18 protein-coding genes are annotated in these 15960 nt (G+C 71.5%); 12 read left to right on the top strand and 6 right to left on the bottom strand.

Going from position 1 to position 15960, the window contains the following annotated elements; all coding sequences use genetic code 11:
- Positions 1-59: 59 nt before the first annotated feature.
- The 5 genes from BM290_RS44275 (at position 60) to BM290_RS44255 (ending at position 4806) form a co-directional block, all read left to right on the top strand.
- Complete coding sequence (locus BM290_RS44275; RefSeq protein ID WP_093622015.1) at positions 60-1202, top strand: Gfo/Idh/MocA family protein; 1143 nt, start codon at positions 60-62, stop codon at positions 1200-1202.
- On the top strand, positions 1199-2329 hold the full coding sequence (locus tag BM290_RS44270; protein ID WP_093622014.1) for a dihydrodipicolinate synthase family protein: 1131 nt from the start codon (positions 1199-1201) through the stop codon (positions 2327-2329). Before BM290_RS44275 ends, BM290_RS44270 begins: the two co-directional genes overlap by 4 nt.
- Entirely contained in the window at positions 2326-3117 is a 792-nt protein-coding gene (locus tag BM290_RS44265) for a sugar phosphate isomerase/epimerase family protein (protein ID WP_093622013.1), read from the top strand. The genes BM290_RS44270 and BM290_RS44265 overlap by 4 nt, the downstream gene beginning before the upstream one ends.
- Complete coding sequence (locus tag BM290_RS44260; RefSeq protein ID WP_093622012.1) at positions 3117-3878, top strand: sugar phosphate isomerase/epimerase family protein; 762 nt, start codon at positions 3117-3119, stop codon at positions 3876-3878. Before BM290_RS44265 ends, BM290_RS44260 begins: the two co-directional genes overlap by 1 nt.
- A 79-nt stretch (positions 3879-3957) precedes the next feature.
- A complete protein-coding gene (locus BM290_RS44255) occupies positions 3958-4806 on the top strand; it encodes a serine/threonine-protein kinase (RefSeq protein ID WP_093622011.1) in 849 nt (282 codons plus the stop codon).
- Between the two features lie 9 nt (positions 4807-4815).
- Here the strand turns inward: BM290_RS44255 and BM290_RS44250 are convergent, their stop codons facing one another.
- Entirely contained in the window at positions 4816-5154 is a 339-nt protein-coding gene (locus tag BM290_RS44250) for an ArsR/SmtB family transcription factor (protein ID WP_093622010.1), read from the bottom strand.
- Between the two features lie 239 nt (positions 5155-5393).
- Between BM290_RS44250 and BM290_RS44245 the strand changes: the two genes are divergently transcribed.
- Positions 5394-5765, top strand: a complete 372-nt coding sequence (locus tag BM290_RS44245) for a hypothetical protein (protein WP_093622009.1) — start codon at positions 5394-5396, stop codon at positions 5763-5765.
- A gap of 9 nt (positions 5766-5774) precedes the next feature.
- On the top strand, positions 5775-6494 hold the full coding sequence (locus tag BM290_RS44240) for a YqjF family protein (RefSeq protein ID WP_093622008.1): 720 nt from the start codon (positions 5775-5777) through the stop codon (positions 6492-6494).
- Positions 6495-6563: 69 nt separating this feature from the next.
- On the opposite strand, the gene BM290_RS44235 is transcribed toward BM290_RS44240, so the two are convergent.
- On the bottom strand, positions 6564-7286 hold the full coding sequence (locus BM290_RS44235) for a hypothetical protein (protein WP_093622039.1): 723 nt from the start codon (positions 7284-7286) through the stop codon (positions 6564-6566).
- Between the two features lie 156 nt (positions 7287-7442).
- Between BM290_RS44235 and BM290_RS44230 the strand changes: the two genes are divergently transcribed.
- A complete protein-coding gene (locus BM290_RS44230; RefSeq protein ID WP_093622007.1) occupies positions 7443-8528 on the top strand; it encodes a sensor histidine kinase in 1086 nt (361 codons plus the stop codon).
- A complete protein-coding gene (locus BM290_RS44225) occupies positions 8525-9199 on the top strand; it encodes a response regulator (RefSeq protein ID WP_093622006.1) in 675 nt (224 codons plus the stop codon). Before BM290_RS44230 ends, BM290_RS44225 begins: the two co-directional genes overlap by 4 nt.
- Positions 9200-9233: 34 nt before the next feature.
- On the opposite strand, the gene BM290_RS44220 is transcribed toward BM290_RS44225, so the two are convergent.
- Positions 9234-9884, bottom strand: coding sequence for a maleylpyruvate isomerase family mycothiol-dependent enzyme (locus BM290_RS44220; protein ID WP_093622005.1), 651 nt, complete (start codon positions 9882-9884; stop codon positions 9234-9236).
- Positions 9885-9942: 58 nt separating this feature from the next.
- Here BM290_RS44220 and BM290_RS44215 point away from each other — a divergent pair, with 58 nt between their 5' ends.
- On the top strand, positions 9943-10380 hold the full coding sequence (locus BM290_RS44215) for a MarR family winged helix-turn-helix transcriptional regulator (protein ID WP_093622004.1): 438 nt from the start codon (positions 9943-9945) through the stop codon (positions 10378-10380).
- On the opposite strand, the gene BM290_RS44210 is transcribed toward BM290_RS44215, so the two are convergent.
- The 3 genes from BM290_RS44210 to BM290_RS44200 all read right to left on the bottom strand — a co-directional run bounded on the left by BM290_RS44210 (position 10374) and on the right by BM290_RS44200 (position 13874).
- Positions 10374-10985 (bottom strand): biotin transporter BioY, encoded by a 612-nt coding sequence (locus BM290_RS44210; protein ID WP_239144078.1) that lies wholly within the window; start codon positions 10983-10985, stop codon positions 10374-10376. The genes BM290_RS44215 and BM290_RS44210 overlap by 7 nt on opposite strands.
- A gap of 142 nt (positions 10986-11127) precedes the next feature.
- A complete protein-coding gene (locus tag BM290_RS44205; RefSeq protein ID WP_093622003.1) occupies positions 11128-13104 on the bottom strand; it encodes a M4 family metallopeptidase in 1977 nt (658 codons plus the stop codon).
- Between the two features lie 170 nt (positions 13105-13274).
- The gene (locus BM290_RS44200) at positions 13275-13874 is read right to left on the bottom strand and encodes a DNA mismatch repair protein MutL (protein ID WP_143134180.1); all 600 of its coding nucleotides are present in this window, start codon (positions 13872-13874) and stop codon (positions 13275-13277) included.
- Between the two features lie 36 nt (positions 13875-13910).
- Between BM290_RS44200 and BM290_RS44195 the strand changes: the two genes are divergently transcribed.
- Both BM290_RS44195 and BM290_RS44190 read left to right on the top strand, forming a co-directional pair.
- Positions 13911-14597 (top strand): response regulator transcription factor, encoded by a 687-nt coding sequence (locus BM290_RS44195; RefSeq protein WP_093622001.1) that lies wholly within the window; start codon positions 13911-13913, stop codon positions 14595-14597.
- Entirely contained in the window at positions 14594-15898 is a 1305-nt protein-coding gene (locus tag BM290_RS44190; RefSeq protein ID WP_093622000.1) for a sensor histidine kinase, read from the top strand. The genes BM290_RS44195 and BM290_RS44190 overlap by 4 nt, the downstream gene beginning before the upstream one ends.
- Positions 15899-15960: the final 62 nt, after the last annotated feature.

Here is a 15960-nt window from a genome sequence, read left to right as displayed (position 1 = left end):
ACGCCTACGCTGCCAGCAGCAGGAAAGCGCTTTCCTAGTAAATTCCGGAGGGATACCGTATGGCAGCGCGTAGATCGATCGGCATCGTCGTCAATGGTGTCACCGGCCGGATGGGCTACCGCCAGCACCTGGTCCGTTCCCTTCTCGCCATCCGTGAGCAGGGCGGCGTGCCGCTCGCCGGGGGTGGCCACATCTGGCCGGAGCCGATCCTGGTCGGCCGTGACCCCGACAAACTGGCCGCCATCGCGGCGCAGCACGGCCTCACCGAGTGGACCACCGACCTGGACGCGGCGCTCGCCCGCCCGGACGTGGAGATCTACTTCGACGCCCAGGTGACCGCCCAGCGGGAGAAGGCGATCCGTCAGGCGATCAGCGCCGGCAAGCACGTCTACACCGAGAAGCCGCTGGCCGAGAGCTCGGTGGCGTCGCTGGAGCTGGCCGAGCTGGCTGAGGCCGCCGGCGTCCGCAACGGCGTCGTCCAGGACAAGCTGTTCCTGCCGGGCCTGCGCAAACTCAAGCGGCTCATCGACGGCGGCTTCTTCGGCCGGATCCTGTCGGTGCGCGGCGAGTTCGGCTACTGGGTGTTCGAGGGTGACTGGCAGGTCGCGCAGCGCCCGAGCTGGAACTACCGGCTCGCCGACGGCGGTGGCATCGTGATGGACATGTTCCCGCACTGGAACTACGTGCTCGAGGAGCTGTTCGGCAACGTCCGTGCGGTCCAGACGACCACCGCCACGCACATCACCAAGCGGGTCGACGAGCGCGGCGAGGAGTATGTGGCCGACGCCGACGACGCCGCCTACGCGATCTTCGAGCTGGAGGGCGGCATCGTCGCCCAGCTCAACTCGTCGTGGACGGTCCGGGTCAACCGGGACGAGCTGGTCGAGTTCCAGGTCGACGGCACCGAGGGCAGCGCCGTGGCCGGGCTGCGCGGCTGCCGGATCCAGCATCGGGCGACCACTCCCAAGCCGGTGTGGAACCCGGACCTGCCGCTCACCGGCAAGTCGTTCCGCGACCAGTGGACCGAGGTGCCGGACAACGAGGAGTTCGACAACGGCTTCAAAGTCCAGTGGGAGGCGTTCCTGCGGCACGTCGTGGCGGGCGAGACGTTCCACTGGGACTTCCGCTCCGGCGCCCGCGGCGTGCGGCTGGCCGAGGCCGGTCTGCAGTCGGCGCGTGAGGGCCGGCGGATCGAGCTATGAGCACCGTCAACCTGCCGGACGGCCGGAAGCTGACCCTCACCGCGACCGAGTGGGCCAGGCCGGCGGGCGCCCCGGCCGGCCGTGTCGCGTACGCCGCCGCGCACGTCGTGGCCGATCCGCTCGCTGACAACTCCCCGGGCGCGCCCGCGGCTCTCGACTGGGAGCGGACCCTCGCCTTCCGCCACCACCTGTGGTCGCACGGCTTGGGCGTGGCCGAGGCGATGGACACCGCCCAGCGCGGCATGGGCCTGGACTACGCCGCCACCAAGGAGCTGATCCGCCGGAGCGCGGCCGAGGGTGGTGGCCGGATCGTGGCCGGGGTGGCCACCGATCAGCTCGCGCCCGGTCAGGTCACCCTCGACCAGGTCCGCCGGGCCTACTCCGAGCAGCTCGCCGACGTGCTCACCGCGGGCGCGGCGCCGGTGCTGATGTGCAGCCGGCACCTCGCGGCCACGGCCCGGGACGCCGACGACTACCTCGGCATCTACCGTGAGCTGCTGGACGAGTCGGACCAGCCGGTGGTCCTGCATTGGCTGGGCACCGCGTTCGACCCGGCGCTGGAGGGATACTGGGGCTCGTCCGATGTGGACAAGGCCACCGAGACCGTGCTGGAGCTGATCAACAGCAACCCGGCGAAGGTCGACGGCATCAAGATCTCGCTGCTCGACGCGGACCACGAGGTCGGCCTGCGCCGGCGGCTGCCCGCCGGGGTGCGCCTCTACACCGGCGACGACTTCAACTACCCGCAGCTCATCCGTGGCGACGAGCAGGGTTACTCCGACGCGCTGCTCGGCATCTTCGCGGCGATCGCCCCGGCCGCGGCGGCCGCGTTCGCCGCCCTGGACCGTGGTGACCTGGACGAGTACGACCGGATCTTCGCCCCCACCGTCCCGCTCTCCCGGCACATCTTCAAGAAGCCGACGTTCTACTACAAGACCGGCATCGTCTTCCTCGCCTGGCTCAACGGCCACCAGGACCACTTCACCATGGTCGGCGGCCTGCAGTCGGGCCGCTCGGTGCCGCACTTCGCCGAGCTGATCGAGCTGGCCGCCGCCGCGGGCCTGCTCACCGACCCGGACCTGGCGGCCCACCGGGCCAACCGATTCCTGGAGGTGATGGCCGGATGAGCCGCTTCTCCTTCAACCAGATCACCGCCAAGCACTGGGAGCTGACCGAGCTGGTCAAGGGCCTGGTCGACGCCGGTGTGGACAAGGTCGCCCTGTGGCGTGAGCCGGTCGCCGAGTACGGCCTGGAGCGCTCCGCGGCTCTGGTCCGCGACGCCGGCCTCACCGTGACGACCCTCTGCCGGAGCGGGTTCTTCCAGCTCGACGGCTGGTTCGACGACAACCGCCGGGCCATCGACGAAGCATTCGAACTGCAAACAAAAACGCTGGTCCTGGTCTCCGGCGGGCTGCCGGAGGGTTCCAGGGACATCGCCGGCGCCAGGGCCCACGTCGCCGACGCGATCGCGCAGCTGGTCCCGCACGCGGCCGCCGCCGGGGTCACCCTGGCGATCGAGCCGCTGCACCCGATGTACGCCGCCGATCGTTGCGTCATCAACACCTGGGACCAGGCCATGGCGATCGCCGAGCAGCACCCGGTCGGCCAGGTCGGTGTGACCGTCGACACCTACCACCTGTGGTGGGACGACACGGTGCTGCCGAAGATCGAGGCGGCCGGCGAGCGGATCGCGATCTACCAGCTCGCCGACTGGATCACCCCGCTGCCGGCGGGCGTGCTCACCGGCCGTGGCCTGCCCGGCGACGGGTGTGTCGACTTCGCGGCCTTCCACGCCGCGGTGGAGAAGGCCGGCTACACCGGCCCGATCGAGGTCGAGGTGATGAACGAGGAGCTCTGGCGGCGTCCGGGACCGGAGATCCTGGCCGACACCCTCGCGGGCTGTCCGGGCCTCTGATGTTCCTCGGCGTCTCCACACTGGGCTGTCCCGGTCTTCCGCTGGACCGGGTGGCCCGGATGCTGCGCCGCCACGGGGTCGGCGGCGTGGAGTTGCGCTGCGCCGATGACGAGCCGGTGCACACCGGCCTGAGCCGTGCCGGGCGACGGGCGGCACGGGCGGCGCTCGACGGTCTCCGGCTCGTCGGCCTGGCGACGTATGTGCGGCTCACCGAGGGTGCGGCCGGTCTCGGTGAGCACCTCGATCTGGCGTACGACCTGGGCGCCCCGGCCCTGCGTCTGATGCCCGGCGGTGACGGCGATCCGGCGCCGCTGCTGGGTCCGGCGGCCGCCGCCCTCGCCGACGCCGTGGTGGCGGCCAAGGGCAGCGGGGTCCGCCTGCTCGTGGAGACGCACGACGCGTTCCTGCGCGGCGCCGACGTGCGCCGGCTGCTCGAACTGTCCGGCGCCTCCCACGCCGAGACCGGCGCGGTGTGGGATGCCCTGCACCCGTGGCGGGCCGGTGAGTCCCCGGTCCGGACCGCCGTCGAACTCGGCCCGTGGCTGGCCGAGGTGCAGGTCAAGGACGTGGCGAGTCCGGCCGGCCGGCGTCCCCTGGTGCCCGGGGCGGGCGCCGTGCCCAACGCCGAGGTGCTGACCCTGGCCCGGGCGGCGGGCTTCACCGGCCCGGTGGTGCTGGAGCACGAGGCCCGCTGGTATCCGGACGCCGCTCCCATCGACGACGCCATCGCGGGCGCCCGCCGCCTGTTCGATCGCGTATGACCGCCGGTTCGCGGTCAACGGCGCCCGCGAACCGGCCTACGCCGTGTCACACTGCGTAGGGGGCGAGGGGAGGCGATACGTGGCGGGGATCGACACCCCGACCGGCTTCACCCGTCTCGAGCGGGTGCGTACCGGCGCTGACGCTGACGTCTACCAGGCATGGGACGAGCGGGCCGGCCGATGGGCCACGCTGCGTCTGTTCCACAGGTTCGTCTCCGGCCGGGCCGATGAGGCCGCATTCGCCACACATGTCGCCGCTTGGGTGGGTCTGGCGTGTAACGCGTCGATCGTGCCGGTCCGGGCCGGTGGGATCACCGCGACCGGCCGTCCCTGGCTGTCGCTGGACCGGGTCGAGGGCGCCCTGCTGACCGACGTCCTGCGCAACGATCCACCGGGCCCCGCCGACGCCCTGCGGCTGACGATCACCCTTGCCGATGCGCTGGCCTGGGCGCATGCGCTGCGCCCACCGATGGTGCACGGCCGGATCCGGGCCGAGCACGTGATCGTCAGCGCGTCCGGCATCCCGATGATCACCGACTTCAGCACGCCGCGACCGTCCGGCCCGCCCGCGCCGACCGCGAGCGGTGACGTCACCGACCTGGCCGCGCTGCTCTTCCGCATGCTCACCGGCGTCTCCTGGCCGGGGCGCGGCGAGCCCGACGACCGGATCGTCGCCGCCTGGCCGGGCCTGACCGCGCTCCTCGACGAGGTGCTGACGCCGGTTCCGGCGATCGACTCGATGGCGGTCTTCGCGACGCGGCTGCGGGCGGTGCGGGACGCGGCCGAGGCGATGCTCCCGCTCCCGGCCGCGCCGCCCGGCGAGATCCTCACGGCTGCGCCGGCCGAGATCAAACCCGCACGGGGGTACGGCGAAAGGCGCCCGATCTCGGTGCTGGCCCTCATCGCGCTGCTCCGCCGGCATCGGTGACCGGCTCGCTCAGCGGCGTTTGCCCTGGGCACGCAGTTCCACCAGCAGCCCGTCCCGGTCGGTGAGGACGGCCCCGAGGATGCGGCGGCCCGCGGCGAGGAGATCGGCGACGTCCGGGGTGCTCAGCGCGTACATGACGAGCGCCCCGTCCCGGAACGAGGTGACGATGCCGGCCCGGCGCAGGACGGCGAGCTGCTGGGACAGGTTCGACGCCTCCACATCGATCTCGGCGAGCAGGTCACGGACCGGCTGCGGGCCGTCCTGGAGCAGTTCCAGCACCCGGATCCGGACCGGATGGCCGAGCGTCCGGAACATCTCGGCCTTCGCCTGGTACAGCGGCACTGACACGTTCCGTCCCCTCCGCCGAGAATCCAGCTCCACCGGTCTCCAACCGCGCAGTCTCGGGTTCGGTTACGGCGTACCCCTGAAGTGATGTGCGGTTTCGTAGTTGCAGAAATCTGCAACTGATCGCTGACACCGGATATCAACCCACGACCCCGCGGACCGCAGGCGGACATCGTGTGCGACCGATTCCGGCCGGTGTCGTACACGCTCGGCGCAGACCCGGACCGAGTGGAGGACCCGATATGCCGGACATGGACGTAGCCCTCAAGGACGCGATGCAGATCGACGGCGCCATCGGCGTCGCGCTCGTCGACCGCTCCAGCGGTATGGCGCTGGGCATCGCCGGCGGCGGGCGGGAGTTCGATCTGCAGGTCGCGGCGGCCGCCAACACCGAGGTGGTCCGGGCGAAGCTGCGCACGATGGAGATGCTCAGCCTGCACGAGAAGATCGAGGACATCCTGATCACGCTGGACTCGCAATACCACCTGATCCGGCCGCTGACCGGGCGCTCCGGGCAGGGCCTCTTCCTCTACCTGGCGCTGAACAAGGACCGGGCGAACCTGGCCCTGGCCCGTCACCAGCTGAAGCGGATCGAGGGCAGCCTGGACATCTAACATGGGGGCATGCTCGCGCCCCCGATGGCGGAGGTCCGTACCGCCATGATGATCCAGCAGTGGCGGCGGATGACGTTCCTGCACTGGCGTTATCCGGTCGACGACGTGCGCCCCCTGCTTCCGGCCGGCCTCACGCCGGACACCGACGACGACCGGGTCTGGGTGGGCATGCTCCCGTTCCTGATGGACGAGGTGCGCCCGCCCTGGCTCCCGCCGGTGCCGTGGCTGTCCACCTTTCCGGAGACCAACCTGCGGACGTACGTTCGTGGTCCGGACGGCGGCGCCGGGATCTTCTTCTTCTCGCTCGACGCGGCCCGGCTGCCCGCGGTGGCGGTCGCCCGGGCCGGGCTCAACCTGCCGTACCGCTGGTCCCGGATGGGGATGCGCGTGCACGGCGACCTCACCGAGTACCGGGGCAGCCGGTTCGCCGAGCCCCGTGGCGCCGGTTACCGGCTGCGGGTCCGCTCCGGCGAGCGGTTCCCGGAGCACGAGCTGGGGCCGATCGACCACTACCTGACCACCCAGTACCGGCTCTACACCGTGGTGGCCGGCCGGCTGGTCAGCGTCGACGTGTTCCACCCGGCCTGGGTGCTGCACCGGGCCGAGGTGCTGGAGCTGGAGCAGGACCTGACCACGGCCGCCGGGCTGCCGCAACCGCACGGCGCCCCGCTGGTGCACTCGTCGCCCGGCGTCCGTACCCGGATCGGACTGCCCCGCGTGATCCGCTGACCGGATTCGCACAGGTGTTCGAGTTATCCACAGGCTGTGTGCACAGCCTGTGGGTTTCCCGGGCGGTCGTCAGCCGAGCTGCCCCAGCACCACGGAGACCATCACGAAGAGCACGAGCAGCGGAACGGTACGGACGACAGCGCGCCGGGACGGCCGCTCGACGCCGCGCAGCTGGGCGACACCGAGCGGGACGAACGCCACCACGAGCCCGGCGACCTGCACGACCGACGCCCAGGTGCTTCCCTTCAGCACGCCGATCATCAGGCCGGACGCCAGAGCCAGCGCCACCGCGGGCGCCGGGCGCAGGACGCCGGAGAGCAGGCACCCGGCCGCGAGGACGATCCAGCCGAGCATGACGGCGGTGGTGAGGCTGGACACCACCCACTCCGGATGCCGGTAGTAGTCGCCGACAGCCCGGGTGGCAGCCGCCGGCCCGGCGTTGTCGGCCAGAGCGAAGGCGAACGTGTCGACACCGTGGTGGAAGGTGCGGGCGAACAGACCGAGCAGCACCAGGCCGCCACCCCAGCGAGCCCAGGCCGGCCGGGTCACGCCGATCCGCGCGGCGACGGTGACGACGCCCGGCCACAGGGCAATCGTGCCGGCCAGGAACAGCGCGTACGCGGTGCCGATCAGGGCGGGCTGGCGCTGGTAGGCGGCGAGCTGGTGCGGGAAGAAGAACGGGACGCCGAGTCGCAGCAGGGTGCCGGCCAGCAGGAGCAGCGGCCCGGCGATCAGGGACGCACCGCCCAGCCAGGGACCCGGGAAGACGGATGTCCGGTTGTCGATGAGCATGCCCGCCACTCTGCCGACGCCCCGGATCCGGCACATCGGAGCACGGCACCGATCCGCGGCTGCGTCCCCGGGCGGAGCCGGGGTGTGCGACTGCTACCCGAGGATGAGCTACCCGAGGCCGATGGCAACCACGGCGGGCCTGGGTAGCCTGGCCGCGTGATCGGGACGCGGGGGAAGGCTGTCGATGCGGCGCTGGCCGTCGCCGTTCTGGCGGCGTGTGCCCTCGCGGCGCAGGAGTCGGCGGATCCGGCCTGGTGGCAGTGGGTGCTGGTGTGCCTCGTCGCCGCCCCGGCCGCGGTCCGTCGACGATGGACACTGCCCGCCGCGCTGGTCGCCCTGGCCGCCTCCGGGGCCGTCCTCGCCACCGGCGTGATCCCCGCCTACGCCGCGCTCGGCCCGTGTGCCGCGGTGGCGCTCACCCAGTACGCGACGGCCGCGGGCCGCCCGCTGTCGCGGGCGGTTCCGGTTCTGGCCGCGGGGCTCGCCGGCGCCGGCGGGCTCGGGCTGCTGTGGCCGTCGGCAGCGCCGGCCCTCCTGTCGGCGGTCACGGTTCCCTGGCTGGCCGGGTGGCTCGTCCGGCACCGCGCGCACCTCGCCGAGCAGGTCTTCGAGGTGCGGACGGCCGCCGCGGTGACCGAGGAACGGCTGCGCATCGCCCGCGACATGCACGACATCGTGGCGCACAGTCTCAGCATGATCGCGATGAAGGCCAGCGTCGCCCGTCACGTCGCCGCCGTTCGGCCCGAGGAGGGCCAGGCCGCCCTGGAGGTCATCGAGACGGCCGGCCGGGAGGCACTGGTCGAGATGCGCCGCGCCGTGGGCCTGCTCCGCGCCGAGCCGGAGCCCGTCACGCCGGACCTGCTGACGCTGGTACGCCGTACCGAGCAGGCCGGCGTCCGGGTGGAGACGACCCTGGCCGACGACGCCACGACACCCGCCGGGATCCGTCTCGTCGTGTACCGGATCGTCCAGGAGGCCCTGACCAACGTCGTCCGGCACGCGCGGGCCACCAGCTGCACGGTCGAGGTCGAGGCCGGTGCGGAGGCCGTCACGGTCCGGGTGGCCGACGACGGCCTCGGCGCCGTCGCGTCGGGCGGCGGCGGCGGCCACGGGCTGCGAGGAATGCGGGAGCGGGTCCTCGCGTACGGCGGCAGTCTGGAGGCCGGGCCGGGGGTGGACGGCGGGTTCGCGGTGACGGCGCGTATCCCGTACTCCGCATCGGGTGGGGGTGGCCGGCCGTGACCGATCCGATCCGGGTGCTCATCGCCGAGGATCAGGCGCTGCTCCGGGACAGCTTCCGGATCCTGCTGGACACCACGCCCGGCTTCGTCGTGGTCGGTGAGGCCGGCACCGGCCGCGAGACTGTCGAGCTGGCGCTGGCCCGGCGTCCGCACGTGGTCCTGATGGACATCAGCATGCCCGACATGACCGGCATCGACGCCACCGCGGAGATCTGCCGGCGGACGAGCGGCACCCGGGTGCTGATCCTCACCACCTTCGACCTGGACGAGTACATCTATGGCGCGCTGCGTGCGGGCGCCAGCGGCTTCCTGCTCAAGGACACCACGGCGGCCGATCTGGTGACCGCGATCCGGGTGGTCGCCGACGGGGAGGCGCTTCTGGCACCCAGTGTCACGCGACGGCTGATCGCCGCCTTCGGTGCTCAGCCCCGCCCGTCCCGCGCCTTTCACCGGCGGCTCGACGGGATCACCGACCGCGAGCGCGAGACTCTGATGCTGATCGCGCGCGGGCTGTCCAACGCGGACATCGCCGCCCACCTGAGCCTCAGCCCGGCCACCGTCAAATCCCACGTCGGCCGCCTGCTCACCAAGCTCAACGCGCGGGACCGGGCCCAGCTCGTCGTCGTCGCCTACGAGACCGGCCTGGTCACGGCCGCTCCGGACGGCTTCTGAGCCCCCTCAGCCGCGCGACGCCGGAGCCGGCCGGTCACGGCTGCTCCGGATGGCTTCTGAGGTCACTGAGGCGCGCGACGCCGGGGCCGGCCAGGCCGGGCAGCGCCGCGTGGCGTCCGGTCAGCAGCAGGAGCAGCGCCGCGATCGGGCCGCGGACCTCGTCGCCCGCGCCCGCCGACCAGTCCGTGTCGGTGGCGGCGAGGCGCACCGCCGGCAGCCGGCGTCGAGCCCAGAACGGCCACCCCATCGTCCACACCCGGGTCGCGCCGGCCGCCGCCGCCCGGACCGGCATGACCAGCGGCCGGCGTAGCGGGATCGCGATGTCCTGGGCGTGCACCAGCACGTCGAAGAGGATGTTGCGGTAGTTCGTCACCGCGGGCAGCCGCCGGGAGCCGGCGTGCCGCTGCAGCTCGTCGACGAGATCAGCGGGTGGGCGGGCCGCGTGCCGTACCGCCATGTCGTGGTTGAGCCGGTGGAACCGGCCACCGGCCCGGACCGCCGCGGCGGCCATCGTGAGCGGGCCGGGCGGTTGCGGCGCCAGCGCGAGGTGCGCGGCGACGTCACGCACCCGCCAGCCGGCGCAGAGCGACGGAAGCTCCCATTCCGCAGCGGTCAGGCCGGCGAGCAGATCGGCCACCGCGCGACGCTGATCGGCGATGACACCCCAGGATTCGTCTCGGTTCATAGTCAGATTCTCTGACGGATATAGTCAGAGGATCTGACTTTCACTCCGAGGTGTGCACATGGCGCTCAACACTGGTCTGCTGATGTTCGTCGCCCACCGCGCGATGGAGAGACGGGTGCTCGACGCCGTCGCCGCCGCCGGGTTCGCGATCACGGCGGCTCAGGCGCGGATCTTCCAGCGGATCGGGCCGGACGGCACACGCCTCGGTGAGCTGGCCGAGCAGGCCCAGGTCACCAAGCAGACGGCGGGCTTCCTGGTGGACCAGCTGGAGCGGGCCGGCTATGTGGAGCGGGCGCCGGATCCCACCGACGCGCGGGCCCGGCTGGTGCGCATCGCCGAGCGCGGCCGGGCGGCCGGAGAGGTCGCGGCCGGCGTGGTCGCCGAGGTGGAGGCGGAGTGGGCCGCGCATCTGGGCGCACGGCGGACGGCTGCGCTCCGGGACGCGCTGGAGCGGCTCCGGGAGATCACCGACCCGTGGGCCGAGGGTGATCAATAACGGTCGTTGTGGTCCACACGCCGGTGGATCAGCAGCCAGGTGGCGGGCAGCAGCGCGGCGGCGAGGAGCGTTTTCAGCACATCGCCGATCAGGTAGGGCAGCAGGCCCGTACCGACCGCGGCGGTCATGTCGATGCCCGTCGAGAAGGCCAGCCACGGCACCCCGACCAGGTAGATGAGGGCGTTGCCGGCGGCCATCAGCCCGATCGTGTGCGACGGGCGGCGATCGGCGCCGAGGGCGGCGAGCTGACCGGACAGCGCGGCCGCGACCACGAAACCGACCAGGTAACCGGCGGTCGCCGAGGGCCAGCCGGAGGCGCCGGCGGCGAACCACGGCACACCGAGAGAGCCGGCCACCACGTAGATCAGCATGCCTGCGGCGCCCCGCGTGGCGCCGAGCGTCGCACCGGCGAGCAGGACGGCGAAGGTCTGCCCGGTGATCGGCACGGGCGAGCCGGGGACCGGGATGGCGATCTGCGCGGCCAGTCCGACGGCGCCGGCCGCGCCGAGGGTCAGGAGCACATCGCGTACGGCCGATCGGCCCCACACATCGGCCAGGACGCCGGTCGGCCTGCCGGGGTACACGCGGAAGGAGTGGTAGGTCACCGGAGAGCCTCCTGTCCGTACATGTAGGAGGAACCTTAGGTCCTCCGGGTCTCAGCAGCGGCCGTGCAGAAAGAACTGTGATGTGGAAGTGATCGTTTTCGGGCCGCCCCCGATGGGAACGGCCCGAAAACGATCAGGTGGTTCAGACGGTGAGCGTCCAGGTGTTGATGTAGCCGGTGTCCGACGAGTAGACGTCCTGGGCCTTCAGGCGCCAGGTGCCGTTCGCCGCCTCGCTGGAGAGGTTGACGGTGTACGTGGTGACGATGTTGTCGGTGCTGTCGGAGCTGGACGTCGCCTTCAGGGCGTAGGTGCTGCCGTCCGGCGCGACCAGGTCGAGCTTCACATCACCGCGGTAGGTGTGGACCACGTTCACCGCGACGGTCGAGGTGGACGACGCGCTGCGGGCGCAGCCGCTGATCACGATGTCGCTGTAGACCGCGCTGCCGGCGTCCGGAATCGACACGTCGGTGGCGTTGGTGCCGGTGCAACCGGTCGGGTTGGTCGTCGTCGAGGGAGACGGCGACGCGGTCGGCGACGAGGTCGGCGTGGTGGTGGTGCAGGTCGGGTCGGCGGTCTGGGCCGGCACGCTCACCGCGTCCCAGGCGGCCTTGGTCTTGTTGAAGAGGCCACAGGTGCTGTCCAGGGCCTTCGCCGAGGTCAGCGTCCAGGTGCGGTACTTCAGGTAGGACGAGCTGGACGTCTTCATCAGCATCGCGTTGTAGAAGATCTTGGTCGCGGTCTGGATGCCGACGCCGGTGAGGGCGCCCGAGCCGCTGCACCGGGTGCTGGCCGGCTGCCCGTTGGTCGGGTTGGTGCCCTCGGCGAGCAGGTAGAACCAGTGGTTGCCGGGACCGGCCGCGGCGTGCACCTCCTGGCTCGGGGTGCTGCTGGAGTAGCAGTTGTCGTCACCGGCGAGCGACGGGTTGTACATGTACCGGATCGGGCCGCTGCCGACCAGGTTGACCTCCTCGCCGACCTGGTAGTCGGCCGGGTCGTTGGCGTTCGCGGCGTAGGCCTCGGTGGCCGCGCCGAAGACGTCGCCGACGAACTCCTGGGTGCCGTTGCCGGAGATGCCGCCCGGGGTGTTGTCGTCGATGCCGTGGCCGATCTCGTGACCCACCACGTCGAGCGAGGCGATCCACTGGCCGGCGGTGTTCTTGCCGATCTGGACCTGGGTGCCGTCGTAGTAGGCGTTCTGGTCGTTCAGGCCCACCCGGATCGGCCAGGCGCCGCCGCTGCTGGTGAAGCCGGTCCGGCCGAGCCAGCTGGACAGCATCGCCTTCTGCTTCTGCGCGGCGTAGAACGCGTCGACGCAGCCGGTCTCCTTGTTGGTGCCGGTGCCGTTGCCCCACGCGTTGTCGGTGCCGCTGAAGGTCGTGTTGGTCGACGCGTCCTGGCAGGTCAGGCTCGCGATCGACGGGTCCTTCAGGCTGTACGTGCTCCCCGACAGCGTGGTGTCCAGGGTGACCGAGCCGGTGATCCAGCCGGTGCCGGTGCCGCTCACGTGGGTGATGTTGTCCTTGGTCCGCAGCACCTTGCCGGTGAGGGCGTCGACGTCGACGGTGAGACGGCTCGGGCCCTCGTCGCCGTGGTCGTCGACCCTGGTGCCGTTGACGACCGATTCCCAGGCCAGGGCCGGGGTGCCGGTGGTGTTGAGGACGATCAGCTTGGTGCTCTCGACGTTCTTCACCGTCTTGAGCTCGGCCTTGGCGAAGGGGATCGACTCGGCCGCGGAGAGCTTCGGGGTCACCGAGAGCTGCCCGATCGGCCGGTCCTGCGCGACCGATGTGTACTGGGTCTGGCCGGCGCGGTCGGTGACGACGACGAAGTCACCGCCGACGACCTGCAGACCCTTGTAGGTGCGCTCGTAGGGGACGTACTGCAGGTGGTCCGTCGAGATCACCGGGCGTTGCACGAACGCCTCGTCGGCGCTGGCCAGCAGCACCGCGGGACGATCGGCGATGAGGGCCGCCGCCGAGTCCTTCGCGAGCGCCGCGACAGCGGCGGGGTCGGTGGGGATCGGTGTCTGGGCGGTCGCCGGTCCGACGACCGCCACCATCGCCGACGCCGCCGCGGTCGCGGCGGACAGAGCGATGACGACTGGGGTACGCGATTTCACGCCTTCTCCTCTCCCGCCCGGGGGATCGGCGGGCGGGCCTCAGCCGTCCGCGGACGGCGGGTCACACCGGGGTGACTTGAGGTGAGACGTTATGTATAGACAGGCTTCACCGAATCGGGGAAAACCCTTGCGCTTCTCTCAGCAAGCGCTCAGGAACTACCAGGAAACTTTCAGGATCCGACTTCACTCACCTCGACGAAGGGCTCGTCGTTCCACCATTGAGCGTGGACGATGAAGCCCTTCTCGGTGCGGAGGAAGTAGACCGCGAGGTTGACGTCCGACCCCTGCTTCTCCACCCGATAGCCGTCGGCCGGCGTGGCAGTGACGAGCGACACTGTGCCCTTGCTCGTCATCCGGATCACCGCGACGCCGCCCTCGGTGGTGAACGACTTCACATAGGTCTTCACCCCGTCACTGGTAGTGACGGTCCAGCCGTTCTCGGTGGTCGTCGCCGGAGGCGTGGTGGTCGTCGCCGTGCCCGGGGCGGGCGCCGACGGCGACTTGGACGACGGCTTCGGATCGGCCGACGACGGCCGGCTGCGTGACGGGGAAGGCTTCACCGGGCGGGTCGGGCCGGCGGTGTCCTCCGGCGCCGGAGCGCTCGTCTCCGACACCGCGGCCCGGGCCGGCAACTGGTCGATGTCCGGCAGCTCACCCGAGTCGGCCCGGGCCGCGTTGAGAACCGGCGACAGCGCCACCGAGGAGAGCACGATGCTGGTCGCGGTGGCCACACACCACCCGGCTATCGGCACCCACCTGGAAGATCGCACGAGGCCATTCTCGCACCTGGTCCTATGGTTATCGCCATGGCGATGATCCTGTTGGTCGAGGACGACCGCATCATCACGGCCGCTCTGACCAGGGCGCTGACCGATGCCGGGCACGTGGTGCGCCCGGTCGGCCAGGCTGCCCAGGCGTTGAAGATCGTCACGCAGGAGCGGCCCGACCTGGTGATTCTCGACCTCGGACTGCCCGATATCGACGGCACCGACGCGCTGCGGATGATGCGTACCGTCTCCGACGTGCCGGTGATCGTCGCGACCGCCCGCCGGTCCGAGGCGGACATCATCGCGCTGCTGAGCGCCGGCGCCGACGACTACGTGACCAAGCCGTTCTCCGGCGGCCACATCCTCGCCCGCATCTCGGCGGTGCTGCGCCGGGCCCGCGCCACCGTCGAACAGCAGCCCAACGCGATCACTGTGGGTGAGCTGGTGATCCGTCCGCGCCAGCGCCGCGTCGAGCTGCGAGGCGAGCCGCTGCAACTCACCCGGCGCGAGTTCGACGTTCTCGCGTATCTTGCCGAACGGGTCGGCCAGGTGATCAGCCGGCGCGAGCTGATGAACCAGGTGTGGCAGCAGGCGCGGATCGGCGAGGAGCAGACCATCGACGTCCACATCTCCTGGCTGCGCCGCAAACTCGGCGAGACCGCCGCGAAACCGCGTTACCTGCACACCGTCCGGGGAGTGGGCGTCATGATGGTCGATCCGCAATGAGATGGGCGCTCAACCGCCTGGCCCTGGCCATCACCTCGATGGTGGCGCTCGCCTTCCTCGTGCCGCTCGCCGTCGCCACCCGGCAGATCGCCTACGACCGCGCCATCTCCGACGCGCGCCAGCAGGCCACCTCGATGGTCACCGTGCTCGGCGTCGACAGTGACCTGGTCACCCTGACCAACGCGGTGGCCAGCACCGCGGCGGGCAGCGAGGGCCGGCTCGCCCTGCACCTGCCCGGCGCCGCCCCGATCGGGACGTCACACCTCACCACGACCACGGTGCTGCGGGCCGCGGAGGAACGACGGGCCGCCACCGCCGAGACCGAGGGCGGTGTCGCGTACCTCCAGCCGACCGTGCTCACCGACGGCCGTACCGTCGTGGTGGAGGTTTTCGTGCCGGGTGAGGAGACCCGGCGCGGCGTCGGATTCGCCTGGCTCGCCCTCGGTGGCCTCGCGATCGTCCTGGTCGGCGGCTCGACGCTGCTCGCCGACCGGCTCGGCAGCCAGTTGGTCCGCTCCACCCGCCAGCTCGCGGCGGCGAGTCGCCGCCTCGGCGGCGGCGAGCTCAACGAACGGATCACCCCCACCGGGCCGCGCGAGCTGCGCGACGCCGCCAGCGCCTTCAACACCATGGCCGACGACCTGCGGCGCCTGCTGGACCGCGAGCGCGAGCTGGCCGCCGACCTCTCCCACCGATTGCGTACGCCACTGACGGGCCTGCGTCTCGATGTGGAGGCGATGCCGCCCGGCCCGATCGCCGAACGGATGCGCCAGGCCTGTGACCTGCTCGACGAGGAGCTCGAGGCGATCATCACCGGCGCCCGGCTGGGCAGCATCGAGAAGCGCGGCTCTCAGCAGTGCGACCTGGTCGAGGTGCTCGCCGACCGGCTGGCGTTCTGGTCGGTGCTCGCCGAGGACCAGGAGCGGCCCTGGGAGGTCGTCGGCGGCAACGAGCAGGTTCTGCTGCCGATGCCGGCCGGCGAGGTGATCCTGGTGGTGGACGCGCTGCTCGGCAACGTCTTCTCGCACACCCCGGACGGCACCGCGTTCCGGGTCAGCGTCTCGGCCAGCGGCCTGCTCGTCGACGACGCCGGCCCCGGCATCCCCGACCCGGAACAGGCGGTGACCCGCGGATTCAGCGGCGCCGGCTCGACCGGACTCGGTCTGGACATCGTGCGCCGGGCCGCCGAGACGGTCCACGGGCAGCTCGTCATCGACCGGAGCCCGTTGGGGGGAGCCCGCATCGGCATCCTCCTGCACGCGCCCGTCCTGGAGCCCGCTGAGCAGCGCAAACGTCGCTGATTACGGCTTTAAAAGCGGTTTCCGGTTCCTTTAAGGCTCCGTTATGGCAGCCGCTCCTACTG

This window comes from Actinoplanes philippinensis (assembly GCF_900113015.1).
GTDB lineage: Bacteria > Actinomycetota > Actinomycetes > Mycobacteriales > Micromonosporaceae > Actinoplanes > Actinoplanes philippinensis.
The sequence above is the reverse complement of the archived record's forward strand: the minus strand, read 5'-3'. Positions and strand labels throughout refer to the sequence as shown.